This window comes from Streptomyces sp. NPDC006551 (assembly GCF_040611675.1).
Classification (GTDB): Bacteria; Actinomycetota; Actinomycetes; order Streptomycetales; family Streptomycetaceae; genus Streptomyces.
Genome location: NZ_JBEXOT010000024.1, coordinates 49148 through 72243, shown reverse-complemented (window position 1 = coordinate 72243; position 23096 = coordinate 49148). Strand labels below are relative to the sequence as shown.

General features: G+C 71.7%; 21 protein-coding genes. 11 read left to right on the top strand and 10 right to left on the bottom strand.

Features of this window, described 5'->3' with window-relative positions; translation table 11 throughout:
* The first annotated feature begins 154 nt into the window (after positions 1-154).
* The gene (locus ABZY12_RS21530; RefSeq protein ID WP_356892624.1) at positions 155-2032 is read left to right on the top strand and encodes a cellulase family glycosylhydrolase; all 1878 of its coding nucleotides are present in this window, start codon (positions 155-157) and stop codon (positions 2030-2032) included.
* 106 nt (positions 2033-2138) lie between these two features.
* Here the strand turns inward: ABZY12_RS21530 and ABZY12_RS21525 are convergent, their stop codons facing one another.
* Both ABZY12_RS21525 and ABZY12_RS21520 read right to left on the bottom strand, forming a co-directional pair.
* On the bottom strand, positions 2139-3053 hold the full coding sequence (locus ABZY12_RS21525) for a serine hydrolase (RefSeq protein WP_356892622.1): 915 nt from the start codon (positions 3051-3053) through the stop codon (positions 2139-2141).
* Entirely contained in the window at positions 3050-3922 is an 873-nt protein-coding gene (locus ABZY12_RS21520; protein WP_356892620.1) for a LysR family transcriptional regulator, read from the bottom strand. Before ABZY12_RS21520 ends, ABZY12_RS21525 begins: the two co-directional genes overlap by 4 nt.
* A 226-nt stretch (positions 3923-4148) precedes the next feature.
* Between ABZY12_RS21520 and ABZY12_RS21515 the strand changes: the two genes are divergently transcribed.
* From ABZY12_RS21515 to ABZY12_RS21490, 6 genes are all read left to right on the top strand, one after another.
* Positions 4149-5798, top strand: coding sequence for a penicillin-binding transpeptidase domain-containing protein (locus ABZY12_RS21515; protein WP_356892618.1), 1650 nt, complete (start codon positions 4149-4151; stop codon positions 5796-5798).
* A 114-nt stretch (positions 5799-5912) separates the two neighbouring features.
* Entirely contained in the window at positions 5913-6863 is a 951-nt protein-coding gene (bla, locus tag ABZY12_RS21510) for a class A beta-lactamase (RefSeq protein ID WP_356892617.1), read from the top strand.
* A gap of 474 nt (positions 6864-7337) precedes the next feature.
* Positions 7338-8528, top strand: coding sequence for an aromatic acid exporter family protein (locus tag ABZY12_RS21505; RefSeq protein ID WP_356892615.1), 1191 nt, complete (start codon positions 7338-7340; stop codon positions 8526-8528).
* Between the two features lie 36 nt (positions 8529-8564).
* Positions 8565-9512: a helix-turn-helix domain-containing protein gene (locus ABZY12_RS21500; protein WP_356892613.1), complete on the top strand. Its 948-nt coding sequence runs from the start codon at positions 8565-8567 to the stop codon at positions 9510-9512.
* 298 nt (positions 9513-9810) lie between these two features.
* On the top strand, positions 9811-10398 hold the full coding sequence (locus ABZY12_RS21495) for a DJ-1/PfpI family protein (protein WP_356892660.1): 588 nt from the start codon (positions 9811-9813) through the stop codon (positions 10396-10398).
* Positions 10399-10582: 184 nt separating this feature from the next.
* Positions 10583-11338, top strand: a complete 756-nt coding sequence (locus ABZY12_RS21490; RefSeq protein WP_356892611.1) for a DJ-1/PfpI family protein — start codon at positions 10583-10585, stop codon at positions 11336-11338.
* Positions 11339-11429: 91 nt separating this feature from the next.
* On the opposite strand, the gene ABZY12_RS21485 is transcribed toward ABZY12_RS21490, so the two are convergent.
* The 3 genes from ABZY12_RS21485 to ABZY12_RS21475 all read right to left on the bottom strand — a co-directional run bounded on the left by ABZY12_RS21485 (position 11430) and on the right by ABZY12_RS21475 (position 15557).
* On the bottom strand, positions 11430-13424 hold the full coding sequence (locus ABZY12_RS21485; RefSeq protein ID WP_356892609.1) for an NAD-binding protein: 1995 nt from the start codon (positions 13422-13424) through the stop codon (positions 11430-11432).
* A gap of 135 nt (positions 13425-13559) precedes the next feature.
* A complete protein-coding gene (locus ABZY12_RS21480; protein WP_356892607.1) occupies positions 13560-14987 on the bottom strand; it encodes an SPFH domain-containing protein in 1428 nt (475 codons plus the stop codon).
* Positions 14988-15050: 63 nt separating this feature from the next.
* Complete coding sequence (locus tag ABZY12_RS21475; protein ID WP_356892605.1) at positions 15051-15557, bottom strand: hypothetical protein; 507 nt, start codon at positions 15555-15557, stop codon at positions 15051-15053.
* Between the two features lie 185 nt (positions 15558-15742).
* Between ABZY12_RS21475 and ABZY12_RS21470 the strand changes: the two genes are divergently transcribed.
* Entirely contained in the window at positions 15743-16246 is a 504-nt protein-coding gene (locus ABZY12_RS21470; RefSeq protein ID WP_356892603.1) for a metallophosphoesterase, read from the top strand.
* A 121-nt stretch (positions 16247-16367) separates the two neighbouring features.
* Positions 16368-17159, top strand: a complete 792-nt coding sequence (locus tag ABZY12_RS21465; protein WP_356892602.1) for an alpha/beta hydrolase — start codon at positions 16368-16370, stop codon at positions 17157-17159.
* Positions 17160-17300: 141 nt separating this feature from the next.
* Here ABZY12_RS21465 and ABZY12_RS21460 read toward each other — a convergent pair whose 3' ends face one another.
* From ABZY12_RS21460 to ABZY12_RS21445, 4 genes are all read right to left on the bottom strand, one after another.
* Positions 17301-17957, bottom strand: a complete 657-nt coding sequence (locus ABZY12_RS21460; protein WP_356892601.1) for a hypothetical protein — start codon at positions 17955-17957, stop codon at positions 17301-17303.
* The gene (locus ABZY12_RS21455; RefSeq protein ID WP_356892600.1) at positions 17954-18430 is read right to left on the bottom strand and encodes a DUF6114 domain-containing protein; all 477 of its coding nucleotides are present in this window, start codon (positions 18428-18430) and stop codon (positions 17954-17956) included. The genes ABZY12_RS21460 and ABZY12_RS21455 overlap by 4 nt, the downstream gene beginning before the upstream one ends.
* On the bottom strand, positions 18421-19056 hold the full coding sequence (locus tag ABZY12_RS21450; RefSeq protein WP_356892598.1) for a DUF6230 family protein: 636 nt from the start codon (positions 19054-19056) through the stop codon (positions 18421-18423). The genes ABZY12_RS21455 and ABZY12_RS21450 overlap by 10 nt, the downstream gene beginning before the upstream one ends.
* Before the next feature lie 198 nt (positions 19057-19254).
* The gene (locus ABZY12_RS21445) at positions 19255-20016 is read right to left on the bottom strand and encodes a MerR family transcriptional regulator (protein WP_356892596.1); all 762 of its coding nucleotides are present in this window, start codon (positions 20014-20016) and stop codon (positions 19255-19257) included.
* A gap of 208 nt (positions 20017-20224) precedes the next feature.
* On the opposite strand from ABZY12_RS21445, the gene ABZY12_RS21440 reads away from it, so the two are divergent.
* Entirely contained in the window at positions 20225-20386 is a 162-nt protein-coding gene (locus ABZY12_RS21440; protein ID WP_356892594.1) for a hydrophobic protein, read from the top strand.
* A gap of 381 nt (positions 20387-20767) precedes the next feature.
* The gene (locus ABZY12_RS21435) at positions 20768-22273 is read left to right on the top strand and encodes a glycoside hydrolase family 6 protein (protein ID WP_356892592.1); all 1506 of its coding nucleotides are present in this window, start codon (positions 20768-20770) and stop codon (positions 22271-22273) included.
* 19 nt (positions 22274-22292) lie between these two features.
* On the opposite strand, the gene ABZY12_RS21430 is transcribed toward ABZY12_RS21435, so the two are convergent.
* Positions 22293-23039: a hypothetical protein gene (locus ABZY12_RS21430; protein ID WP_356892590.1), complete on the bottom strand. Its 747-nt coding sequence runs from the start codon at positions 23037-23039 to the stop codon at positions 22293-22295.
* Positions 23040-23096 lie beyond the last annotated feature (57 nt).

Here is a 23096-nt window from a genome sequence, read left to right as displayed (position 1 = left end):
AGCTACAGCGCCCCACTGACAACGCCGACGCCGCGCATCTCGGCGGGCTTCGTCTCCTTCATCCGCTCCGGAGTCGAGAACGGTCACCTTCGCCGCACCAAGAGTCCGAGCCGCAGTGATTGACGGTCCGTCAGTTCTGCGGGACGGTAACGCCATGGCGACGACCCAGGGGATCCGCGCTGCGTACCGTGCCCGGCGATGGGGCGGGGCCGTCGTGCTTCTCGCCCTCGTCTCGACGGCGCTCGGTGCGGAGGCGCCGGCGCGGGCGGCAGGGCCGCGCCCGTACGACACCCGCGCGGCCGAACTGACCGTCGACGGCACGCGGTTCGTCGACGGGTACGGTCGCGAGGTGGTGCTGCGCGGCTTCAACGTGTCCGGCGAGACCAAGCTGGCCGAGAACGACGGACTGCCCTTCGCCGGTGTCGAGGACGCCAGGAAGTCGGCGCGCGCGGTTCGCGAGCTGGGCGGGGCCAACTCGGTGCGGTTCCTTCTGTCGTGGGCGGCGGCCGAGCCCGTACGTGGGCAGGTGGACGAGGTGTATCTGGCGCGGGTGACCGCACAGATACGGGAGTTCCTCGCCGTCGGACTGCGCGTGTACCCCGACTTCCACCAAGATCTCTTCTCCAGCCACGTCTTCGACAAGGACAGCTGGTACTCGGGCGACGGCGCACCGGCGTGGGTCGTCCAAGCGGGCGGCTACCCCCGCGAGTTCTGCGGAATCTGCGCCCACTGGGGTCAGAACATCACGCAGAACCAGACGGTCAAGGACGCCATGCGCGACTTCTGGACCAACCGCAACGGCATCCAGGACGCCTTTCTGGACACCGCGCAGAAGACCATGGCGTACCTGGCCGGGCACCTGGAGCGGGCGGAGTTCGCCGGGATCGCCGGTTTCGACCCGTACAACGAGCCCTATGCGGGACAGTACGCGAGCGGCCAGGACGGGAGCAGCTGGGAACAGGGCCTGCTCTGGCCTTTCTACGAGAAGTTCAGGGCGCGCATGGACGCCGCGGGCTGGCAGGGCAAGCCGGCCCTCGTCGAGCCGAACATGTTCTGGAACTCCAACCTCTCTTTCATGAAACAGCCCGGCGGCCTCGGTGGAGTGGGCACCCTGGGCCCGCGCTATGTGTTCAACACGCACTTCTACGACCAGGCGCGGATGTCCGGCTTCTTCGACCTGACCAAGGCGAAGGACGGTGAGTACGCCGACGACTTCGACACCGTTCGCGAACGGTCCGACGCCCTCCGTACGCCCGCGATCGTCAGCGAGTTCGGCCACCCCCTGACCGGCACGTCGTCCGACAAGGCGCCTTCCGTCCTCAAGGGCCAGTACCAGGCGCTCGACAGCGGGCTGGGCGGCAGCACCTGGTGGCAGAACCCCGCCACCGCGGGGCCCGTACTGTCCGCCACGCAGTGGCAGTGGGACATCTACAGCGGTCGCCACCACGAGGCGATGAACGGCAATCCGGACAAGATCCGCACCGAGGGCGACGCATGGAACGACGAGGACCTCTCCGCCGTACACCTCGACGACCAGGGCGTCCCCCGGCTCCGGCAGGACGCGCGACTCGTGGACCGTCTGTATCCGAGCGCGGTCGCCGGCGGTACGCTCGCGTTCCTCTACGAGGACCGCTCACGTGACGCGGGTAAGGCGGTGACCTGGAGCCGGATACCGGCGGGCATGCCCGAGTCGGCGCGACTGACCGGCACGGACCATCCGTACGGTCTGCTGGTGTGGCGGGGCAACGGGTCGAGCGCGCCGACCGAGCTCCATCTGCCGGCCGGCTTCGATCCCGCCACGACCACGGTCGTCTCCGACCTCGGCACGGTGACCGGCCCGGGGGCCACCGGGACGATCGCGGTCGCCCCCGAGCCGGGCGGCACGAACGCCCGCCGCATCCTCCTGTCCGGCGCCTCGCAGGGCGTCCACTTCGCGCTGGTGAGCGCCGCGCCGGCGACGGCCGAGCAGCGCGCGGCGGTGCGGCGGGAACTCGGACAGTGGGTGGCGGGGGCGGGTTTCGCAGCCGAATGAGGCCCCCTCGCGCGCCCGGCCGGAACGCGCCACCACTCCGCGGCCGGCCCCCGACCCTTCACGACCGGGCGCCCCCACTCTTCACGGCCCGGACGGCGGGTCCCTGTCAGGTGCCCTGGCGTCCCCGCAGTTCCTCCACGGCCGCCCGGGCCGCGGCGCCGATCACCGCGTCGGCGCGCGGCAGCTTGGTGTCGGACCGGGCGGCCTGGGTGAAGACCACGGCGGTGTACGTGCTGCCGTCCGCGAGTTCGACGACGCCCGCTTCATGGCGCATCGCACCGAAGGTGCCGGTCTTGCCGTAGACGGTGACGTCGTCGTAGGGGAATCCGGAGCCGAGCCGATGCGCCCACGGCTGCTTGCGCATCACGTCGCGCATGAAGGCGCAGCGGTCGGCGGAGGCGGCCTGCCCGGTCCAGATCGCTCGCAGCAGCCGCGCCATGTCCGCCGGGGTGGTGGACGCCTTGAACGCCGGGTCGTACACGCCCGGGGGCGCGACGGTGTCGTTGTCCGCCACGTGCGCCAGGGCCGCGTCCAGCGAGGGGGCGCCCGTCTCGGCGAGCAGCCGGCTGAACGTGCTGACGACGCCGCCGTGGATATGGGTGTCGGGCATGCCCAGGTCGCGGCACATGGCGTCGACCACGTCCGGGCCGACCGCTCGGAGAACGGCGTGGGCCGAGGTGTTGTCCGAGATGGTCATCATCAGCACCACCATGTCGCGCAGCGACAGGGTGACCGGGTCGTGCAGGATCGAGATCCCGGTCGGGCCGGGAACGCGCTCGTCCGGCTCCAGCGTCAGCCGGCGACGCGGGTCGATCAGCCCCGCGTCCGCGAGCCGGCAGAAGGCGACCATCAGAGGAACCTTGTAGACCGAGCCCATGGGCAGCCGTTCGCCGGGATCGATGGTCACCTGCGCCGACGGGCGGTGGAGTTCCGCCACGTGCAGCCAGCCGCGGACGCCCGCGTCGTCGAACATCCCGCGGATGGCCCGCTCCACACCGCTGCCGGACCTCCTGCCGCTCACGATGCCGCCTTCCGGGCCAGGGCGTCCTCGAGCAGCCGCGCTGTCTCGGCGGTCTCCTTCGCACCCGGACGCCTCGGGTCCCAGGCCACCCTCAGCCGAAGGGGGAGCGGCGGGTCCGTCGCCGTCAGCCGCTCGACCCCGGAGGCCGTCAGCCTGTCGTCCGCCGTGACCAGCACCGCCTGACCGGCCGCCACCAGGGCAAGACCGGCGCGCTCATCGGAGACCACCACGGTTTCCACCCGGCGGCCGCGGCTGGCCAGGGTGTCGATGAACAGGTCGTGGGCCGCGGGCGCCTCGGCGCGCGGACGTACGGCGACGGGCAGGCGCGACGGCAGCGTGTCACCGGCGTCCCCGCGACCGGCGGGTGCGAGGATCCAGGTCGGCAGCAGGATCACCCGACCGGCGGCGAGACCGTGCAGTACGGAGGGATGGCGGATCACGGCGATGTCGAGCCGCCCGGCCGCGACGTCGCCGAGCAGCACGGCGGTCGGCGATGTCACCATGCCGATCCGGCTCCGTTCGCCGGCCCGGACCGGCGCGGCCGCCACGTCGGCCGCGAGGGCCGTCGGCACTTCGGGCGCCAGTCCCAGCCGCAGGCGACGACCGTCGGCGTGTTCACGAGCGCCGGTCTCACGGAGCTCCGCCAGTGCGGCCAGTGCTCTGCGGGCGTGCGGAAGCAGCAGGGTCCCCTCCTCGGTGAGGGACACTCCCCGCTCACGGTCGAACAGGCGCACGCCGAGCAGGGCTTCCAGCCGCCGCAGGCCCTGCGACAGTGGTGGCTGGGTGATGCCCACCCGCTGCGCGGCGGTCCCGAAGTGTTCCTCCTCCGCCAGCGCGACGAAGATTTCCAGATGCCGTTCCGTCAGCACTCTTCCTCCTCCTGACGTGCAGTGATACATCATACGAATCACCGTGATGCCGAGATCGTATTCGACATGCGGGACGGGGGCGGGCTTGACTCCCGGAGGGGCGGCCGAGCCGGTTCGGGCGACGCCCTCGCCGCGCTGCCGGCTGCCGCGAGCAGAGGCGCCCCCTGGCCGGGAGTCGTCTCCGGCGAGCTGACCAGGCCCGACCCGACCGCGAACGGAGAGCACCTTGACGTACACCGACAGCTGGAACAGTTCCGCCCCGCACGGGCGGTCGCGGCCCAGGCGACGACTGCTCGGCATCGGCGCGGCCCTTCTTCTGGCGGCGGGAGGCGGGTACGCCGCCTTCAGCCTCTGGGGCGGCGATGCGCAGGAAGATCCGCACGTGACCTCTGCCCGCAAGCCCTTGACCGCGTTCCTCACCGCATGGGCCGGGCATGACCCGACGAAGGCGGCGACGCACACCGACACGCCCGACGCCGCCGCGTCACTCCTCACGTCGGTACTGACCAACCTCAGGCCCTCCAGGACGACGATCGTCGAGGGCGAGGGTCAGAAGAAGAGCGAACAGGAGGTGCACTTCCCCTTCACCGTGGCCATGGCGATTCCGGGCGCGGGGGACGTCACCTGGCAGTCCCGGGCGCGGATGATCCACACAGCCGGGACGTGGAAGGTCGAGTTCACTTCGCCGATGATCCATCCGGAGCTGAAACCGGGACAGACACTCGCGCTCGAGAGCGGCGACGACAGGGCGAAGGTACTCGACACCAACGGCGCCCCGCTCCAGGCGGACAGCCTCGTCGGCGCCGTCGACCCCGTCAGCGGCAAAGGCACCTCCGGCCTGGAAGCCCGCTACGACGACGTCCTGTCCGGTGGTACGAAGGTGAACAAGACCCTGGTGGTCGCGGACCGGCAGAGCGGGCGCGCCGTCAAGAGTCTCACCGAGGCTCCGAAGGCCGAAGGCCGCCCCGTGCGCACCACCATCGACCCTCGCGTCCAGCAGGCCGCGGCCAAGGCCCTGACCGGGGTCGAGGACAACGCGGCCATCGTCGCCATCGACCCGCGCAACGGCCACATCCTCGCCGCCGCCAACCGGCCCGCCGGCCTCAACCGCGCACTCGAAGGGCGCTACCCGCCCGGTTCCGTCTTCAAGGTCGTCACAGCGGCGGCGCTCCTGAAGGGCGGCGTACGACCCGAAGCGCCCGCGGCCTGCCCGAAGTTCGCAAGCGTCGACGGACAGCGCTTCGAGAACCAGAACCAGTTCGACCTTCCGGCCGGCTCGACCTTCGAGGACGCCTTCGCGCAGTCCTGCAACACCTACTTCGTCAACGCCCGGGGCCGGCTCTCCGACACCGACCTGCGCGATGCTGCCCGGGCGTTCGGTATCGGCGGCAGCTGGGACGTGGGTACGACCACCTATGACGGCAGCGTCCCCGTCACGACGAGCGACAACGACAAGGCCGCCGCGACCATCGGCCAGGCGCGCGTGCAGGTCTCACCGCTGGTGATGGCCTCCGTCGCGGCCACCGTCAAGAGCGGAACGTTCAAGCAGCCGATGCTGGTGCCGGACGCGGTGAAGAAGAAGTACAACGCCCCGGTGGCGCTGGATGCCGAGGTGACCCGTCGGCTGCGCGAGCTGATGCGCGCCACCGTCACCTCCGGTTCCGCCCACGCGCTGAAGGGCCTGTCCGGCCGGCCGCACGCGAAGACCGGAACCGCCGAATTCGGCACCGAGGCCCCGCCGCGCACCCACGCCTGGATGATCGGCTACCAGGGCGACTCCGACCTCGCGTGGGCGGTGCTCCTGGAGGACGGAGGTTCCGGGGGCGCCGACGCGGGCCCGGTCGCCGCGCGGTTCCTGAGCAACCTGGCCCACTGAGGGCCACCGCAGACCTCATCGAGTCGTGGTCGCCGCTCGGCCGACGGCCGGCCGCCCGTGCCGCGATGCGAGCACTCCGTACGAACGAACCTCACAAGAGAAGGCCCGCACACCATGCACACCCGAACCCTCGCCTCCCGCCGTGCCGTACTCGCCACCCTGGCCGGGCTCGCGGCCCTGCCCCTCCCCGGATGCACGGCCGCCCCGGACGCCGCCTCGCCGACCCCGTCCGGCCCGACACCACCCGCCTCCAAGCCCTCCTCGTCGACGCCCGCCGATCCCCGTACGGAGCGCGCGTTCGGGGAACTGGAGAGGAAGTTCGACGCCCGGCTGGGCGTCTACGCGCTCGACACCGGCAGCGGCCGGACCGTCGTCCACCGGCCCGACGAACGCTTCGCCTACGCCTCCACCTGCAAGGCACTGCTCGCCGGCGCCGTGCTGGACAGGAACTCCCTCCGGCAGCTCGACCGGCTCGTGCGGTACGGCCCTGAGGAACTCATCAGCCACTCACCGATCACCGAGCGGCACGTCGCCACCGGAATGACCCTGCGCGAGCTGTGCGACGCCGCCGTCCGCTACAGCGACAACGCCGCGGCCAACCTCCTCTTCCGCGGACTCGGCGGACCCCGGGGGCTGCAGGACGTTCTGCGCGGCCTCGGCGACCGGGTCACCCGGTGCGACCGCTACGAAGTCGACCTCAGTGAGGCCGCCCCCGGCGACCTCCGCGACACCAGCACGCCCCGCGCCCTCGCCACCGACCTGCGCGCCTACGTCCTCGGCGACATCCTCCCCGCAGACAAGCGAGCCGTGCTGACCGACTGGCTCAAGCGCAACACCACCGGCGACCACACCATCCGCGCCGGCGCCCCTGACGACTGGCAGATCGGTGACAAGACGGGCTCGGGCGGCTTCGGCACCCGCAACGACATCGCCATCCTCTGGCCCCCCGGCGCCGCACCGATCGCCCTGGCCGTCCTCTCCCGCCGCGGCACCAAGGACGCCGAACGCGTCGACGCGCTGATCGCCCGAGCCACCGAGGTCGCCCTCGGCGCGATCGTCCAGTGACCTGAGTCGGAGGTTCTTCGGTAGATCGTCGCTGCGGTCCATCCGCATAGATCCGAGGGCGCTCACGAACGCTGCTGGCCACAGGCTCATCGGCCGCCGCCGATGCACTAGGTGTCCAGCAGGAACTGCGTATGGATCTCCGACTCAGTTCACTAGGCAGTGTCCGGTGGATCGGGGCCGGGTCCACGAGGCCTGGCGCGGGTACCGGACTTCCGCGAACGTAGTACGACCGGGGTGCAGGGGACCACGGCGGTCCGGCAGCGCTGCCCCGCCCGTCGGGGGCCCGCAGCGCCGGTCCGGGCATCAGGGCGCCGACGGCCGGGTGCCCGCCCGCAGCGACCTCAGGACATGGACGTACATGCCCGTAAAAGGGGTACGCGAGGTCTGCACGAGGATCCGGAAAGCTGATCGTCTTCCTTGCCGGCACCCTCCCGAGGGGGTGAGCAGGGGTTTCGACGAAGGACAGGGAGAGGTGTGTCCGACCCGACGGCCAAGGCGAGGGCTTGGTGCCGAAGCCGGTTGCTGAGCGCGCGGGACTTCGTGACCGGGGCGGTGCGCGGGCCCGGCGACGCGCGCGATGGAATGCTTCTGCTGCTCAAGGGAGCCGCCGCCGCCACCGTCGCCTGGTGTCTGTCCTCCTGGCTGCTGCCCTCGACCGTGACCGCGTTCGCCCCCTTCACCGCGCTGCTGGCCCTGCAGTCCACGGTCTACCGGTCGCTGTGGGACTCCGCGCAGTACCTCGGAGCCATGGCGATCGGGACCGCCGTGGCGGCGGGGTTCGGCGGCACCGTCGGCGTCCACGCCTGGAGCCTCGGCGTCCTGGTCTTCACCGCCCTGCTCGTGGCCCGCCTGGACCTGCTGGGTCGGCAGGGCACCCAAGTTCCGGTCGTGGCCCTCTTCGCGTTCGCCGGCGGGGGCGGACAGATCGACTACATCGGGCACCTCGTGGGGTCCGCCACCATCGGCGTGTGCTGCGGCCTCGTCGCGCACTTCGCGATCGCCCCCTCGCCCCACACGGACACCGCCCAGCAACGGGTCGGAGACCTGGCCGCCCGCGTCCAGAGCCTGCTCCGCACCCTGGCGCGTACCGCCGAGGGGAGGACCGACGACGAGCGCGCGCGGGAGGACTGGCCGCGCCGCTGCGAGGAGTTGGCCGCCCAGGCGACGCACGCGCGCGCGGTGCTCGACAGGGAGCACGAGAACACCAAGCTCAATCCCCGGCGCCGGTGGAGCAGCGCGCAGGAAGCCCTGCAGCGCTGTCACGAGACCATCAGCATGGTCGAGCGCATAGGCACCCACATCCGGTCCATCGCCCGTGCGCTGGAGTACGACCCAGAGGCCTCAGCCTCCTCGTCCGGACCGTCCCGCACACCGGAGGCGTCCGTGTCGGCGGACTTCCTCCCCTCCTACGCCCAGCTGCTGCACGGCACCGCGGCAGCGCTCGAATGTCTCGCCCCGCCCCACGGACCGGAGGACCCCGACCGGCTCCGCGCCTGCCTCGACGACGCCGCGCGCCGCTACGAGGACGTGGCGACCATGGCGCGGAACGGCCCTCTCGACCATCCCGGGGAGTGGCCCGTCCACGGCACCGCCCTCCTGGAGGCGGCACGCATCCTCGACGAGATCGAGGGCACCTTCTCCCGTACCGTCGAGGCGCCCGAGTGAGGGGCGGGGCGGCCCGGTGTCGTAGGGTCCGGCCGTATGCATGTGGTTGCGGTCCTCGCGCTCGATGACGTGTCGGCCTTCGATCTGGCCATCCCCTGCCAGGTGTTCGCGCTCGCGACCCGTCCGGACGGGTCCCCCGCGTACGACGTACGTGTGTGCACCGACCGCGACGTCGCGGCGATGGCGGGACCGGCACAGCCCTTCCAGGTGTCGTCCTCGTACCGGTGGGAGGACGTCCGTGACGCCGACACCGTCATCGTCCCCGGAGTCCCGGCCGAGCAGATCCCGCACCCGCGCGCCGTCGGCCTGCTGCGGGAGGCGGCGGCCGCGGGAGCGCGGGTGGCCTCCATCTGTACGGGAGCCTTCGTGCTCGCCCGTGCCGGACTGCTCGAGGGCCGCAACGCGACGACGCACTGGAGGTTCGCCGACTCGCTGGCCGAACAGTTCCCCCGTACCCGGGTCGATCCGTCGGTGCTGTTCGTGGACGAGGGACAGATCCTGACCTCGGCGGGGATCGCCGCGGGGCTCGACCTGTGCCTGCACCTGGTGCGCCGCGACCACGGCGCGGTCGTGGCGGCGGAGGTCGCCCGCATGCTGGTCATGCCCCCGCAACGAGCCGGGGGGCAGGCGCAGTTCATCCAGTACCCCGTCCCGGAGTGCGACTCGGCCGACCTCGGCGGCACGATGCGGTGGATGCGGGACAAGCTGAACGAGCCGCTGTCCATCGCCGACATCGCCGCCCACGCGATGATGAGCCGGCGGAGTCTCGCACGGCACTTCCGCGCGCAGACCGGGACCACGCCGCTCCGCTGGCTCCTCGCCCAGCGCCTGCAGCGCGCGCGGGAACTCCTGGAGAGCACCGACCTGCCGATGCGGCGGGTCGCCGAGGACACCGGATTCGGGTCCGTGGAGACGTTCCGCCACCACTTCGCCCGACAGGTCGGAACCACCCCCTCCGCGTACCGGGCGGCCTTCCGCGGGTGACGCCGGCGAACGGCCGTCGGTCTGGCCGTATCTTGCGCACCTCGGGCATGAGCGCCACTGTCGGCGCTCCCCGTCCGTCGGAAGACTGAACGCGTCTTCGCCCCGGTGGCCCCTCGACGGGCAACGCTGGGGGCACGTTCACGTCTTCACGGAGGATCCCTTGTCCCGTACGCCCAGGCGCGGTCTGCTCCGCTCCGGTGCCGCCGTCGTGACCGGTGCCGGCCTTTCGTACGCCACGGCCGGTACGGCCCGAGCGAGGGCGGCCGGCCCCGCACCGGCACGTCCGCGCCGCGAGCCGCTGCGCGTGCACACCGTGTTGTACGACGGTGTGGAGGAACAGGACTTCGCCGGCCACATCGAGGTCTTCGGGATCACCGGGGAGGACCGCGTCGCGCAGTCCTTCGTCACTGTCGACGGGCCCGGTACGGTGACGACCGCGGCCGGTATGGAGATCGTCTGCCGTGCTCCCTGGTCTCCCCGCTCGGCCGACCTGATCGTGGTTCCGGGCGCCGGGTACGGCGAGGGCTCCGGTGTCGAGCGGGAGGTGCGGCGAGGGGTCCTGCCCCGGGCTCTGGCGGCGGCACGGCGGCGCGGGCTGGTCCTGGGCGGGGTGTGCACGGGCACCATGCTCCTGTCCGCCGCCGGCATCACGGCGGGGCGCCCCTGCACCACGCACCACATCGCCAAGGACGACCTCAAGGCCCAGGGCGGTCGCGTGGTCGGCGGCCGGGTCGTCGACGACGGCGACCTGGTGACGTGCGGCGGGGTGACGTCGGGCATCGACCTGGGCCTGTGGCTGCTGGAACGGTTCTTCGGCCCGGAGACCGCGGTGTTCGCCGAGGAGGTTCTGGAGTACGAGCGGCGCGGCACCGTCTGGCACGCGTAGCGGCTCGGCGCGGCCCTACCCCTCGCCGTCCCCGGACGCGGCCCCTTCGCGCCGGCGCCGTCCGCCGGGAGATCCAGTACGACCCCGCGCCCCTTTACCTCGCGGACGAACCGCTCGCCCGCTGACCATGGACACGGCTGCTCCGTCGTCCCTTTCCCATGAGAACGAGGAGAACCGAACAGACATGAACCGCCGAACTCTGCTGCGCACGACCACCGCGCTCGGCGCCGCGTCCCTCGCGGCCGGCGCGACCACCTCGGCACACGCCGCCACCCCCGCGCCCGCCCCGGCCGCGGCGGCTTCCCGGCGGACGGGGCCCCTCCGCGTACACGTCGTCATGTTCGACGGCGTGGAAGAGCTCGACTACACCGCCCCCTACGAACTCTTCTCGGCGGCCGACCACTTCACCGACCGGCAGGTCGACGTCCGCTACGTCACGCTGGACGACACGCCCACGGTCCGGGCGGCATACGGGAGCACGATCCGCGTCGACCACCGCTGGGCTCCGGAGGAGGCGGACGTCCTGGTGGTACCCGGCGGCGGTTACGCGCGCCGGGAAGACCCCGGAGTGTGGGCCGAGATCCGGCGCGGCGCGCTTCCCCGGGCACTGGCCCGCGCGCCCCGCCCGGGGCTGACCATCAGCGCGCTGTGCACCGGCGTGATGCTGCTCTCGGCCGCCGGACTGACCCGTGGACGGCCTTGCACCACACACCACCGGGCGCGCGCCGACCTTCAGCGGCAGGGCGGCGTCCTGAAGAACGCCCGTGTCGTCGACGACGGCGACCTGGTGACGGCCGGCGGCGTCACCTCCGGCCTGGACCTCGCCCTGTGGCTGGTGCGCCGGGAGCTGGGCGTCGACGCCGCGATCGGCCTGGAGGAGATGCTCGAGTACGAAGCGCGCGGAACGGTGTGGACGGCGGGACGAGGGCGACACGACTAGAAGGAAGCACGCCTTCCCCGTCGGCGGGCCGTGCGCGGTGCCCTGCGGCGCCGTCGATCGCATATAGCGGCGGGTTCGGCCGTACGGGTGGTCACCGGGCACCCGCGGCGGCGGCGGACGGGGAGTCGAGGAGTTCGGCGAGGCCGCGGCGGGTGGCGGCGATGACGACACGGTCCTCGGGGCGCAGGACGTATCCGGGGTGGAGGTCCCACAGGAGTTGGTGGTCCTCCCCGTTCCGGTGGATGGAGGCGAGGTCGGGGTGGCGGGTCGTGGGGGTGGCGGTGTCGAGAGCGAGGACGCGCCAGGCACCGGGGCGGAAGGCTTCGGCGACGGTGCGGCCCGCGAGGAGACGGTTGTCCGCCACCTCCACCGCCGCGAAGAGGAGTACGCGGCGCTCGACCGGGATGGCGCCGAGGATCTGGCGGCCCATCATCGCGCCGGCGAAGGCCGGTGCGGCCAGGTGGGAGACGCTGCGGCTGCGGGTGAGGGCGTCGGGGTGGGCGGTGCGCAGGGTGCGGTGGACGGCGGTGGCGAAGTCGTCGTCGTACAGGCGCAGGGCGACGCGCAGGTCGGGCTTGATGCCACGGGCGTAGAGCGTGGCCTCCAGGTTGGTGGTGTCGGAGCTGGTGAGGGCGAGCAGGGCGTGTGCCCGGTGGATTTTGGCGGATTCCAGGACGCCTTCCTCGGTGGCGTCGCCGAGGACGACGGGGACGCCGAGGCTCCGGGCGAGCGGGACACCACGGGCGTCGGGGTCCTCCTCCACGCACACCACGGGAATGTCGAGTTCGCGGAGCCGGGACAGGACACGAGTGCCGATCTTGCCCAGGCCGAGCAGGACGACGTGGCCGGACAGGCCGCGGGGCGGGCGTCGCAGGGCGCCGGCGCCCCGGAAGGTGCCCAGCGCCTCCAACCCGGCCGCGATGAGGAGCGGAAGCAGGGCCAGGCCGACGAGGCCGGACAGGAGCTGGAGAATCTGGCGGGAGAGAGGTTCGCCCACGGCCGGGTCGCCGATCGAGAACAGGTCGAGCAGGGTGAGGTACGCGGCGTGCGGCGGGTCGGCGTCGGTGGCGACCGTGGCGGCCACGGTCAGTCCGAGCACCGAGGCGACGATGCCGGCGAGGGCCCACCGCAGGCGGCTCGAGAAGAGTTCGCCGAGGGGCGCGCCCCGACGGGAAAGACGCCGCGTGGGCACGGTCGGCCCGGCGTACCGCACGGCCTCCAGGACGACGGTCCCGCGCCCGGTCGCGCCCGCCACGGTGAGGTCGTCGGGCAGGAGCTCGGGGCCTTGCGCGGCGCTGCTGTCCGAGCCCTCCGCACCGGCCGGGTCCGCGGTGGTGGACGACAGGAGAGCCAGCGTGCACAGGCCGGAGTCCGGTACCTCGCCCCGGCCGGGCGGCGTCCTCTCGGCGGCGCGCAGCAGCAGCCCGTCGGCCTGGACGACCTTGCTCGTCCCCGCGACGGCCGTGGCCGCCAGTGCGGGCGCGGCGGTGTCCGCGTCGGAGAGGACGGTGGTGGACGCGTCGAGTCTCGCGCGGTCGATGCCCGGCGCGGCCACCAGGGCGACCTGGTCGAGGAGTTCCTCCAGGTGCAACCCGAGCTTGCGGTTGTACATACGGACCACGAGTCGCAGGCCGGGGCTCAGGCGACGGGCGGCGAGCGCGGCACGGAGGTTGGTCTCGTCGTCCTCGTACAGCAGGGCCAGAGCCGCTGCCCCGCCCACCTCGGCCCGCAGGAGCGCGCGCTCGCTCGGGGAGGACGACAGGACTTCCCGTACGAGCGGGGGCGCCGTGCCGTCCGGCGCCGGCGGGGGTTCCGTGCCGCCCGTGCCGCCCGTGCCGCCCGTGCCGTCCGACGCCGCACCGCCCGCCCCTCCCATGGCTGTGCCGAACCGGCTCATCAGCCCGGCCGCGCGTGGCAGCCTCGGCACGGCGGTTCGCTCCGGCCCCTCGGCCCGCTCGCTCGGTACGACGAGGACGACGCGCTGGCGATAGACGTCGCGGAGTTCGGCGGCCAGCCGGCGCGCGAGCCCGTCGTCCCCGCAGACGACCATGTGCCCGGGCGGATTCCCTTGCTCGTTCCGCAGCATGCTCGCATCCTCCCCAGGGTGTGTGACGTCGATCGCGCAGGGCGGCCTGATCGACGCGTCACCCCCTTGTCCGCGGCCCGTTCACCCGGCGGGCCCGCGCCCCCGGTGGCGTTCCGCCCCGTCGGTGATCTCGATCTAGTCGGTGACCTCGATGGCTCCGTCGACGGAAGGCGCCGCCCCGGCCGGGACCGATCCCTTCTGCCGCGTGATGCCCTGGAGCAGGGCGGCGAGGTCCACTCCGGTGGTGGAGCTGAGGAGTTCCATGCCCTGGGCGACGTTGTCGGCGACGGTACGGGACAACTGGCCGGCGCCGTCGGTGGAGATGACGGTCATCTTGTCGATGGCCGACAGCGGCTCGGACGCCTTGGCGACCACCTGCGGAAGCACCTCGACGAGCATCTGCAGCACGGCCGCGTCACCGTACTGGGCGAAGGCGTCGGCCTTCTTCCGCATCGCCTCGGCCTCGGCGGAGCCCTTCGCGGCGATGGCGGCCGCCTGCGCCTCACCCTCGATACGCACGGCGTCGGCGAGCGCGGCCCGGTGGGCCTTCTCGCCCTCGCCGGTGAGGCGGGAGCGCTGGGCGTCCGCCTCGGCCTGCTTCACCAGCGCGATCCTTCGGGCCTCGGCCTCCTGCTCGGCCTGGTAACGGGCGGCGTCCGCCGGCTTACGGACCTGGGTGTCGAGCTGACGGTCGGTCAGGGCCGCCTGCCTCTCCGCGACCTTCTCCTGCTCGCTCAGGATGTCCTGCTGCCGTGCGGCCTCGGCGAGCGGACCCGCGGCGTTCGCCTGGGCCGCGGCCTCGTCCGTCTGCGCCTTGATCTCCGCCTGCTTCAGGTAGAGGGTCCGCTGCGCGATCGCGATCTCCTCCTCCGCCTTGAGCCGGGCCTGCTCGGCGGCGCGCCGGGCGACGGCCTCGGCGATGTCCGCCTCCTGCTTGGCGCGCGCGGCCTCGGGACGGCCGAGGTCCTCCAGGTACGAGCCCTCGGTGGTGATGTCCTGGATCTGGAAAGCGTCGAGCACCAGCCCCTGCCCGGACAGGGACGCCTCGGCCTCCTCCGCGACCTGCCCGGCGAACGCGGCCCGGTCGCGGATGATGTCCTCCACCGACATCCGGCCCACGATCGACCTCAGCGCCCCGGACAGCACCTCCTGAGTGAAGCCGACGATCCCGTCCTGCTGCATCAGGAACCGCTGGGCCGCGGCCCGGATCGAGTCCTCGTTGCCACCGACCTTGACGATCGCGACACCCTCCAGATTCGCCTTCACCCCGCGCAGGGTGACGGCGCCGCGCACCGCGACCGGGATGTGCCGGCTGGACAGGTCGAGGGTGAACTTCTGCTGCACGAACGGGACGACGAACACGCCGCCACCGACCACGACCTTCTGGCCGCTGTTGTCGGTGAACACCCGCCCCGTCGCCGGATCGGTGGCCTGCTTGCCGCGCCGGCCGGTGATGATGAACGCCTCGCTGGGCCCCGCGACTTTGTAGCGCGTGACCACGACGAGGGCGAGCAGAACGACGAGTACGCCGATGCCCACCACGGCGATGAGGACAGGACTCATGACAGGACCCCCAGGAGTCGGAGAGTTGAGCGGCCGGTCGGGGCGGGGGGTGGTCGGAGGTGGTCAGCGGTTCACCGGGCGCACGACGACCGAGGTCGGCGAGAGCACCGATTCGACCCAGATCTCGACACCCCGGCCGACCGGGGCCGCGGACTTCGCCGCGTACTTCACCGGCTGCCCGCCCAGGTGCAGCAGCACCTCGCCGTAGCCGTCGGCCGGGATCGCCGTGACCACGGAGCCTGAACTGCCTCGCAGATCGTCACCTCGCGGTGCGGGCGCGCCTTGGTCGCGCATCAGCGCCCGGCTGAATTTCCATGTCAGCCGGCCCGCGACGGCCCCCGCCGCCACGCCCGCACCGGTGGCGACCCCCGCCCCCGTGCCGGTGGTCCCCAGGGCGATCACGCCCGTGAAACCGAGCGCGGAGACGAACCCCGCGATCACCGGCAACGACAGAAACCCGTCCAGCCCCCCGCCGAGCCCGTCGAGGACCCCCTCCACCACCCCGTCGAGGACCAGGGACAGAACGAGCAGCACGAGACCCACGATGCCGAGACCGAGAAACCAGCCCATGTGCGCCACCCCGCCCCGTGCGTCTGTTTCCGTCGTGGAGGCGATCGTTGCACGGCGGCGCACTGGTGTTCACTGCCGGTTCCCGGCAGTCTTTACGCGTTCTTGATGCCGAGGTCGACCCCTGGGATGAGTCCGATCGGAGCTCGATGGGCGGCAGGCGAACGCTCCGCCCGTAGGCTGACGTCATGCGGCTGCTTCTGACCTCCGACACGCATGTGCCCGCCCGGGCGAAGAGCCTGCCGGACGACCTCCTGGCGGGTGTCGACGAGGCCGACGTGGTGATCCACGCCGGGGACTGGATCGACGAAGCCACCCTGGACCTGCTGTCGTCGAGGTCGCGTCGGCTGATCGGTGTGTACGGCAACAACGACGGCCCTGCGCTGCGACGACGGCTGCCCGAGGTGGCCCGCGCGGAACTGGGCGGGCTGCGGTTCGGTGTCGTGCACGAGACCGGAGCGGCCACCGGGCGCGAGCGGCGCTGCGCCGAACGCTTCCCGGACCTGGACGTCCTGGTGTTCGGGCACAGCCACATTCCCTGGGATTCCGTCGCTCCCGGCGGTTTGCGGTTGCTCAACCCCGGCTCTCCCACGGACCGCAGGCGCCAGCCCTTCCACACGTTCATGACGGTGACCGTCGCGGATGGGATCCTTCACGATGTGACGGTGCGTCGACTGCCGCGGAGGCGTTGACGAGGTGCCCTCGCCGAACGCGCCGGAACGGCCGGAACGGGTCGGAACGCGTAGGGCCGGCGGCGGGGGCGGGTGGTTACCCTCTTCTCTCCATGGATGTCGAGCGCAGGGGGAGTGGATCGTGCGCAGTGCCGTCGTGACGCCCGAGGGTGACCGGATTCGCTGGCTGGAGCTGCCTGGCCGGGAGCCGTCCCGCGTCTATGTGCACGGTCTGGGCGCCACCGCGGCCGCCTACTTCACGGAGGCCGCCGTGCACCCTCTGCTGGCCGGCCACCGCTCGCTGCTGGTCGACCTCCTGGGCCACGGCCTCAGTGACCGGCCCACGCGCTTCGACTACACCCTGGAGTCGCACGCCGATGCCCTCGCGGACGCCCTGACCGTGGCGGGCGTCAGCGGTGCGCAGTTGATCGGGCACAGCATGGGAGGCTCGGTGGCCATCGTGCTGGCCGCACGCCATCCGCACCTGGTCTCCCGCCTGGTCCTGGTCGACGCCAACCTCGATCCGCTCCCGCCCCCGATACCGAGCCTGCCCGCCTCCGGCGGCAGCAGCGGCATCGCCGCCTACTCCGAGCAGGCGTTCCTGGCCGGAGGGTGGGAGGAGGTACGGGACCGGGTCGGTCCGCACTGGTGGGCCACCATGCGCCTGACCGGTCGTGAGGCCCTGCACCGCAGCGCGGTCTCCCTCGTCCGGGGCACCGTCCCCACCATGCGTGAGCTCCTGCTGAACCTGAAGATTCCCCGTACCTATCTGCTGCCCGAGGCCGACGGCCCGCTCCCGGGCGCCGACGCTCTTGCCGAGGCGGGGGTGTCCGTGGTCGCGATCCCGGAGTGCGGACACAACATCATGCTGGACAACAAGGAAGCGTTCGCCCACGTCACCGCGGCCGCGCTGGCGGGCCCGGTCCCGGAATGACGAACCGGCGGAAGACCGCCGGTTCGTGACGTCGAGTCAGAGCAAGGAGACGCTGGGAGAGGCGTACGGCGTAAGGATCCGGATCGGGACGCGTCCGCCGACGGCTCGCCCAGCATCGTTCATCCGCCCCGCGCTACGCCGTTACGACGTGACCGCGATCCGCTGAGCCGGGTCGGTGGTGTCCGTCACCGTGTAGACGGCGTTGAACGTGGAGCTCGTCGCGCTGGTCGGGCAGCCGAACCCGCCGGTGACCTTGATCGGGACCGAGGCGTTGGTGAAGGTCAGGGAGGACGGGGCGCCGTTGGTCCAGGTGCCGGGCACGTTCGCCGCGGCGGTCGGTGCGGCGACGACCGTGCAGGAGGCCAGACCGGTCGTCTTGACCACGAGACCGCCCGTCGGGACGGTCATGGTCGCGGTGATCGGAGCTCCGTTCTGCATGGACACCTGCCAGGCGCCGCTGGTGGTGACCGTCGGCGTCACGCCCGCCGTGCTGGAGGTGCAGGAGCTGTAGGTCGGGGCGGAGATGGGGGAGGCGACCGGACCGGCCGGGTTGTGGTTGCCGGGGGCGGCCGGAACGGCGCCGGTGGCCACCGAGACCGTGCAGGTGATGGTGACCGAGCCGGCCTTGAGAGTGGCCTTGCCGCTCAGCGTGGCCTTGAAGGCGTGGCCGGCCGGGGTGACCGTGGTCGAGCCGGCCGCCGCCGTCGGTAACGGTGCGGCGGTGGCGGACGCGGTGCCGAAGGTCAGTGCGCCGACCGCGGCGAGTCCGAGGGCGAGGGTGGTGGGTGTGCGGCTCATGGCTGTGCTCCTTGGGGATCGGAGTGTGGTGCGTGGGAGGGGGTGTCGTGCGGTGCGGACGAAGCGGCTCGCCCGGTTCCGTCGGATTCCGTGGTCTCCTCGGGAGTGCCGGGCCTGGGGACGCTCGGCTGCCACGCGAACATGAGGCCGCCGCCGAGGATGCCCAACAAGGTCCCGGCGAGGAATCCGCCGAGGTTGGACAGGACGAGCGCGAAGGCGGCGATGAGGGTGGTGACGATTCCGGCGAGGGTGCGGTAGTGCGGGGCGAACCAGACGGAGACGCCGAGCACGACCATCACGAGGCCCATCAGGACGGACGGGATACCCGCCACACCCTGCGCGAGCATGACCTTCAGGGGGGCGAGCGGCAGGGCGCAGATCTCGGCCCCGGCGAGGACGGTGACGAGCCCGCCCCAGAACGGCCGGCTGCGGCGCCACCGCCGGAACCGCGTCCGGTAGCGGGTCAGAAGCATTCCTTCGTGCCCTTGCTGATCTTCATGTTCAGACCGGAGAGCTTGAAGGTGCCGGCGTTGGTGGCCCACGCCGTCTGCCGCAGATCGGTGATCGTGATGGTGTCGGCCTGCTGGGCGAACAGGTCCTGCATGCCCTGGGCGCCCTCCGGACCCTTGTCCAGGGTGGAGGCGTCACGGCCGATCTCGATGTTCGTGAACGCCGCGTTGCCCGAGAGCTGGGTGGCGTCGACGAAGAGGTTCGTCGCCTCGACCGGGGTCTTCTGCCCGGCGGTGAGGTTGAGCGAGATGTCGCCGATCACCGGGAGCGAGGTGACCACCGACTGGCAGAGGCTCTTGAGCTCGGCCTCCTTGATGGCGGTGACCGCCACCGGAATGAGTTCCTCACGGGCGTTGACGTCCACGCTGCCGTACTGGGCGAAGCCCTTGCCGGTCAGGCTCGTCGCGGAGACCTTGAACTGCTGGCCGGAGACGGCGAAGGAGGCGGCGAGCGCCCCTTGGGCCAGGGCGATGCCGAGGCCCGCCGTGAGGGCGATGCCCGGGACTGCCAGGACGGCGAAACGACGCCATCTCACCCGGCCGTCGCCCACGTCGCCTGAATTGTCTAAGCCATGTAAGCCACGTTGCATGACAGGACCCCCTTGAATGGGTGGGGTGGTGGGGAGTGCGATCCGGTCCGAGCCGGAGTGATCGGGCGCGCGATCTGGTGCGATCTGATGCCAACCGGTCGCGCGAGATCGTTACTCGCCGGTATGACCGTGGAGTTGAATGTAAGAGTGCCAATGACGGTTGGCAAGGTTGTGCGGACGCTGCCTTTCGGACAAGTCCTACTGCTCCGTACGCAGCAGCGCGGCGACCTCCGCCTCGACCCTCCTGGCCATCGCACGCGCGAATTCGGCGGCCACGACCTCCGCCGCCACCGGGCGCAGCGCCGACGCGGCCTCCGCGATGTGATCCAACTGCGTGGCCGAAAGCCGCTCCAGGCCCTCCGGGCCGATCACATGACGGCGGAAGAGGGCGACGAACCGGTCCGCGAGCGCCGCCGCCTGATGCTGGACGAAGTCCCCCGCCTCCAGAATCTCTCCGAGCGGCAACCCCTGGCGCACCAGCGTCAGCGTCGCCTCCAGCAGCCGGCGGCTGGGGAAGGTGACGGTGTCCCCGTCGACCCGTACGTACTCCAGGGCGGCGGCCCGCCGGGTGTCCTGGGGCGTCGCCGCCGGACCGAACAGCTCACGCAGCTCGGCCAGACTCATCGTGACGGGCTCCTCCCGCGCCCAGTCGCGGGTCATCTCCCGCTCCAGACCGAGGAGTTGGCCGATACCACCGCCCTGCTCCCAGGCGGCCAGGAGCTCGGCGATGCCGTTCACCGTGTAGCCGCGGCCGAGCAGATCGTCGATCAGGCGCAGCCGGGCCAGGTGCTGCTCGGAGTACCAGGCGATCCGGCCCTCACGGCGGGGCGGAGGCAGCAGCCCCCGCTCCTGGTAGTAGCGCAGGTTACGGACTTTGACGCCGGCCGCCCGGGCCACTTCCTCCTGGCGGTACCGCACCCCACCCGCTGCGACCGTGTCACCCGCTGCCTCGCTGCTCACGGCCCCGAGCCTAGTACCGCGCGGACCATGCGCCCGCTCGTCGGCGGCGGGTCGTGCGCCCGGCACACCTCCGCTCTCGAGCCCGCTCCTGAACCGATCCCGCTGACGTCACCGGAATTCGTCGCGCGACGCTCCCTGAAAGAGGTCGAAATCTCGTGCGTGTAGGGCTGTAAACGTGGGGCACATGATGCTGCGGAGGTAGATAACTATGGTTCCCCTGCTACTCGTTCTCCTGTTGGCCCTGATCCTGTTCGGTGCCGGATTCGCCGTGAAGGCGCTGTGGTGGATAGCGGTGATCGTGCTGGTCGTATGGCTGATCGGCTTCGTCGCCCGCCCGAAGGGCAGTACCGGCCGCTGGTACCGGTGGTAGCAGCACCGCTCCGCGCGGAAAGTTCCGTGCGGCCCGTCACCACGGTGGTGACGGGCCGCACGGCATTTCCCGGCGGTGGAGAATCGGCGACGGCATTCGACGAATCCGGATATCGAGGATTCGGGCGAGGCGCACCCCGCACTGCGCAATTTCCCTGATGTTCTATGGCGTGGCATCGATCCGGGAGTTACGGAAGACACAGGGTCGTATCCCGCCCGGGGGACTTTGGACCAGGGTGCCGGAGCGGAAGCCCCGGATTCTGTGAAGCAGGGTGACGGAGACGCGAGTTCTGCGATCATGATCGCGAGGAGGGTCATCGGGCCCTCCGCCGTATTCGGCCGGCGGAGTCCGCCGGCAGAGACCGAACAGGACTCGTCCTCCGTGACTTTCACAGCCCCCTGGCGACGCCTGGCCGCCGCGCCCGCGCTCGCCGCCGCGCTGCTGGGCACCGTCCTCGCCCCCACCGCGTCGGCCGCCCCTCCCACTCCCGCCCTCTACGGCGAGCTGGTGCTCAACGGCTCGTTCTCCGCCGGAACCGACTCGTGGTGGGCCAGCGCCGACGCGTCCGCCCGCGCCACCCCCGAAGGGCAATTGCGTACCACCGTCGAGGCCGGGAGCGGCAACACCTGGGACACCATGGCCGGGCAAGGTGGACTCACCCTGCGCAAGGGGGCGACGTACACCCTCTCCTTCGACGCCATGGCCTCCCGGGCGACACGGATAGCCACCTCCGTGCAGCTCGGGGAAGCGCCCTACACCGGCACCCTCTCCCGAACCATCGGTCTCGACACCACCTTCCAGCACTTCAGCTGGACCTTCACCTCCGAACTGGACACAGCCGCCGGGCAGGTCACCTTCCTGCTCGGCAACCAGAGCGAGCGGACCGACATCACCCTCGACAACGTCTCGTTGACCACGTCCACCGCACGCGAGGGCTTCTACACCGACCCGCACAACAACGCCTACACCTGGGCGAACGCCAACCCGGGCGACCCCCGTGCCGCGAGGATCAGGTCTTCCATCGGGGACCACGCCACCGTGAAGTGGTTCGGTGGATGGGACGCGGACGGCAACCCCGCGACCGGCGTCCGCGACGAGGTGAGCGCCTATGTCGGCGGGGCCGCCGCGAAGGGCGAGATCCCCGTACTGGTCACGTACAACATCCCCGGCCGTGACTGCGGTGGCCCCTCCTCCGGCGGAGCGGGGAGCCCCGAGGCGTACAAGAAGTGGATCGCGGACCTCGCCCTCGGCCTCGCCGGCCGTCCGGCGATCGTCGTGCTGGAACCGGACGCGGTGCCTATGGCCGCGAACGAGGCGTGCATGAACGGGGGCCTCGAACAGCGCCTCGACGCCCTCTGGTTCGCGAACCAGCGGTTGCGGGAACAGGGCCGCTTCGTCCAGACGTACCTGGACGCGGGCAACTTCACCTGGACTCTCGGCTCCGACGGCACCGGCGCTCAGGGAATCGGTCTGAAGAAGATGGCCGAGCTGCTCAACCGGGCCGGGATCTCCATGGCCCGGGGCTTCTCCGTGAACGTCTCCAACTTCGACGACACGGGCGTGTCGAACGACTACGGCCGGCGCCTCGCGGCACAGCTCCAGGCCGACTTCGGCGTGACCAGCAGGTGGGTGGTCGACACCTCCCGCAACGGCAACGGTGCCTACGTCACCCCTGGTGATCCGGACAGCGGGCACGTCGGCTTCTGCAACCCGCCCCGGCGCAAGCTCGGCGTTCCGTCCCAGGCCGGCACGGGCGGTGCCGAGTACCTGCTGTGGATCAAGCACCCGGGTGACTCGGACGGCGACTCGTCGGAGTGCCCGGCCGGTTCTCCCGCGGCCGGAGTCTTCTCTCCGGCCCTGGCCGACGCGTTGATCGACGGCACCTGAGAGCCCTGCCCGGGGAGCGTCAGGTGAGGCAAGCCCTCCACGCGGCCGCCAGGCCGTCCAGCCACCCGGGAGGCAGCTCCGCCCCGTCCCAGGCCGCGTACAGGGCATCCGTCGCGGTGTCGAGCCGTTCGAGCACGGCGATGCTGGTGGGGGAGTGGGCGAGAGAATGGCGGCCGTGGACGGCGATGCCGCTGCCCGGGCCGTACTCCGCGTACAGGCGGGCCAGGCTCTCCCCGTGAGTCTCGGCGAACGCGTCGAGCCGGCCCGGGTATCCCGCCCTCTGCTGCGCGCTCATCGTGCCGAGGACCGCTGTGAGGACCTCGTCCGCCATCTCGGGGTCGAGGTCCGACGGCTGGGTGAAGGTGAGGTACAGCGCCGTCACCGCGACGTTCGTCCGTTCCACCTCCACCCGGCCGACCGGAGCGTGCGCGCTACGGCCGTCGGGCGGCAGCCGATGTGCGGGGACCGTCGGCGCGGTGGCCCGCCGCAGGGTCCGTTCGGCGAGGCGGCGAAGTTCGTCTCTGACGGCCTCGGCGCCGTCGTGCCGGCCGGTGTCGTAGAGCTCCCCCTTCTCGGTCGGAGCCTCGCCCTCCGCGGCGCCGACCTCACCATGCGCGTGCGCGAGGGCGCCCGCCTCGACGAGCGCGATCAGGACATCCGCCTCGGCCGCGGACACACCGGCGCGGCCGAGGAGCTCGTGGAGGGTCTTCTTGGCGTTCAGGACGCTTGCGGAGTTCAGGCCGTGCTCCGGGTCGGACAGGTTCATGGTCACCAGCTTGCCGCGTTTCCGTCCTGCTTTCCGGCCACATACGGATCACGTTCT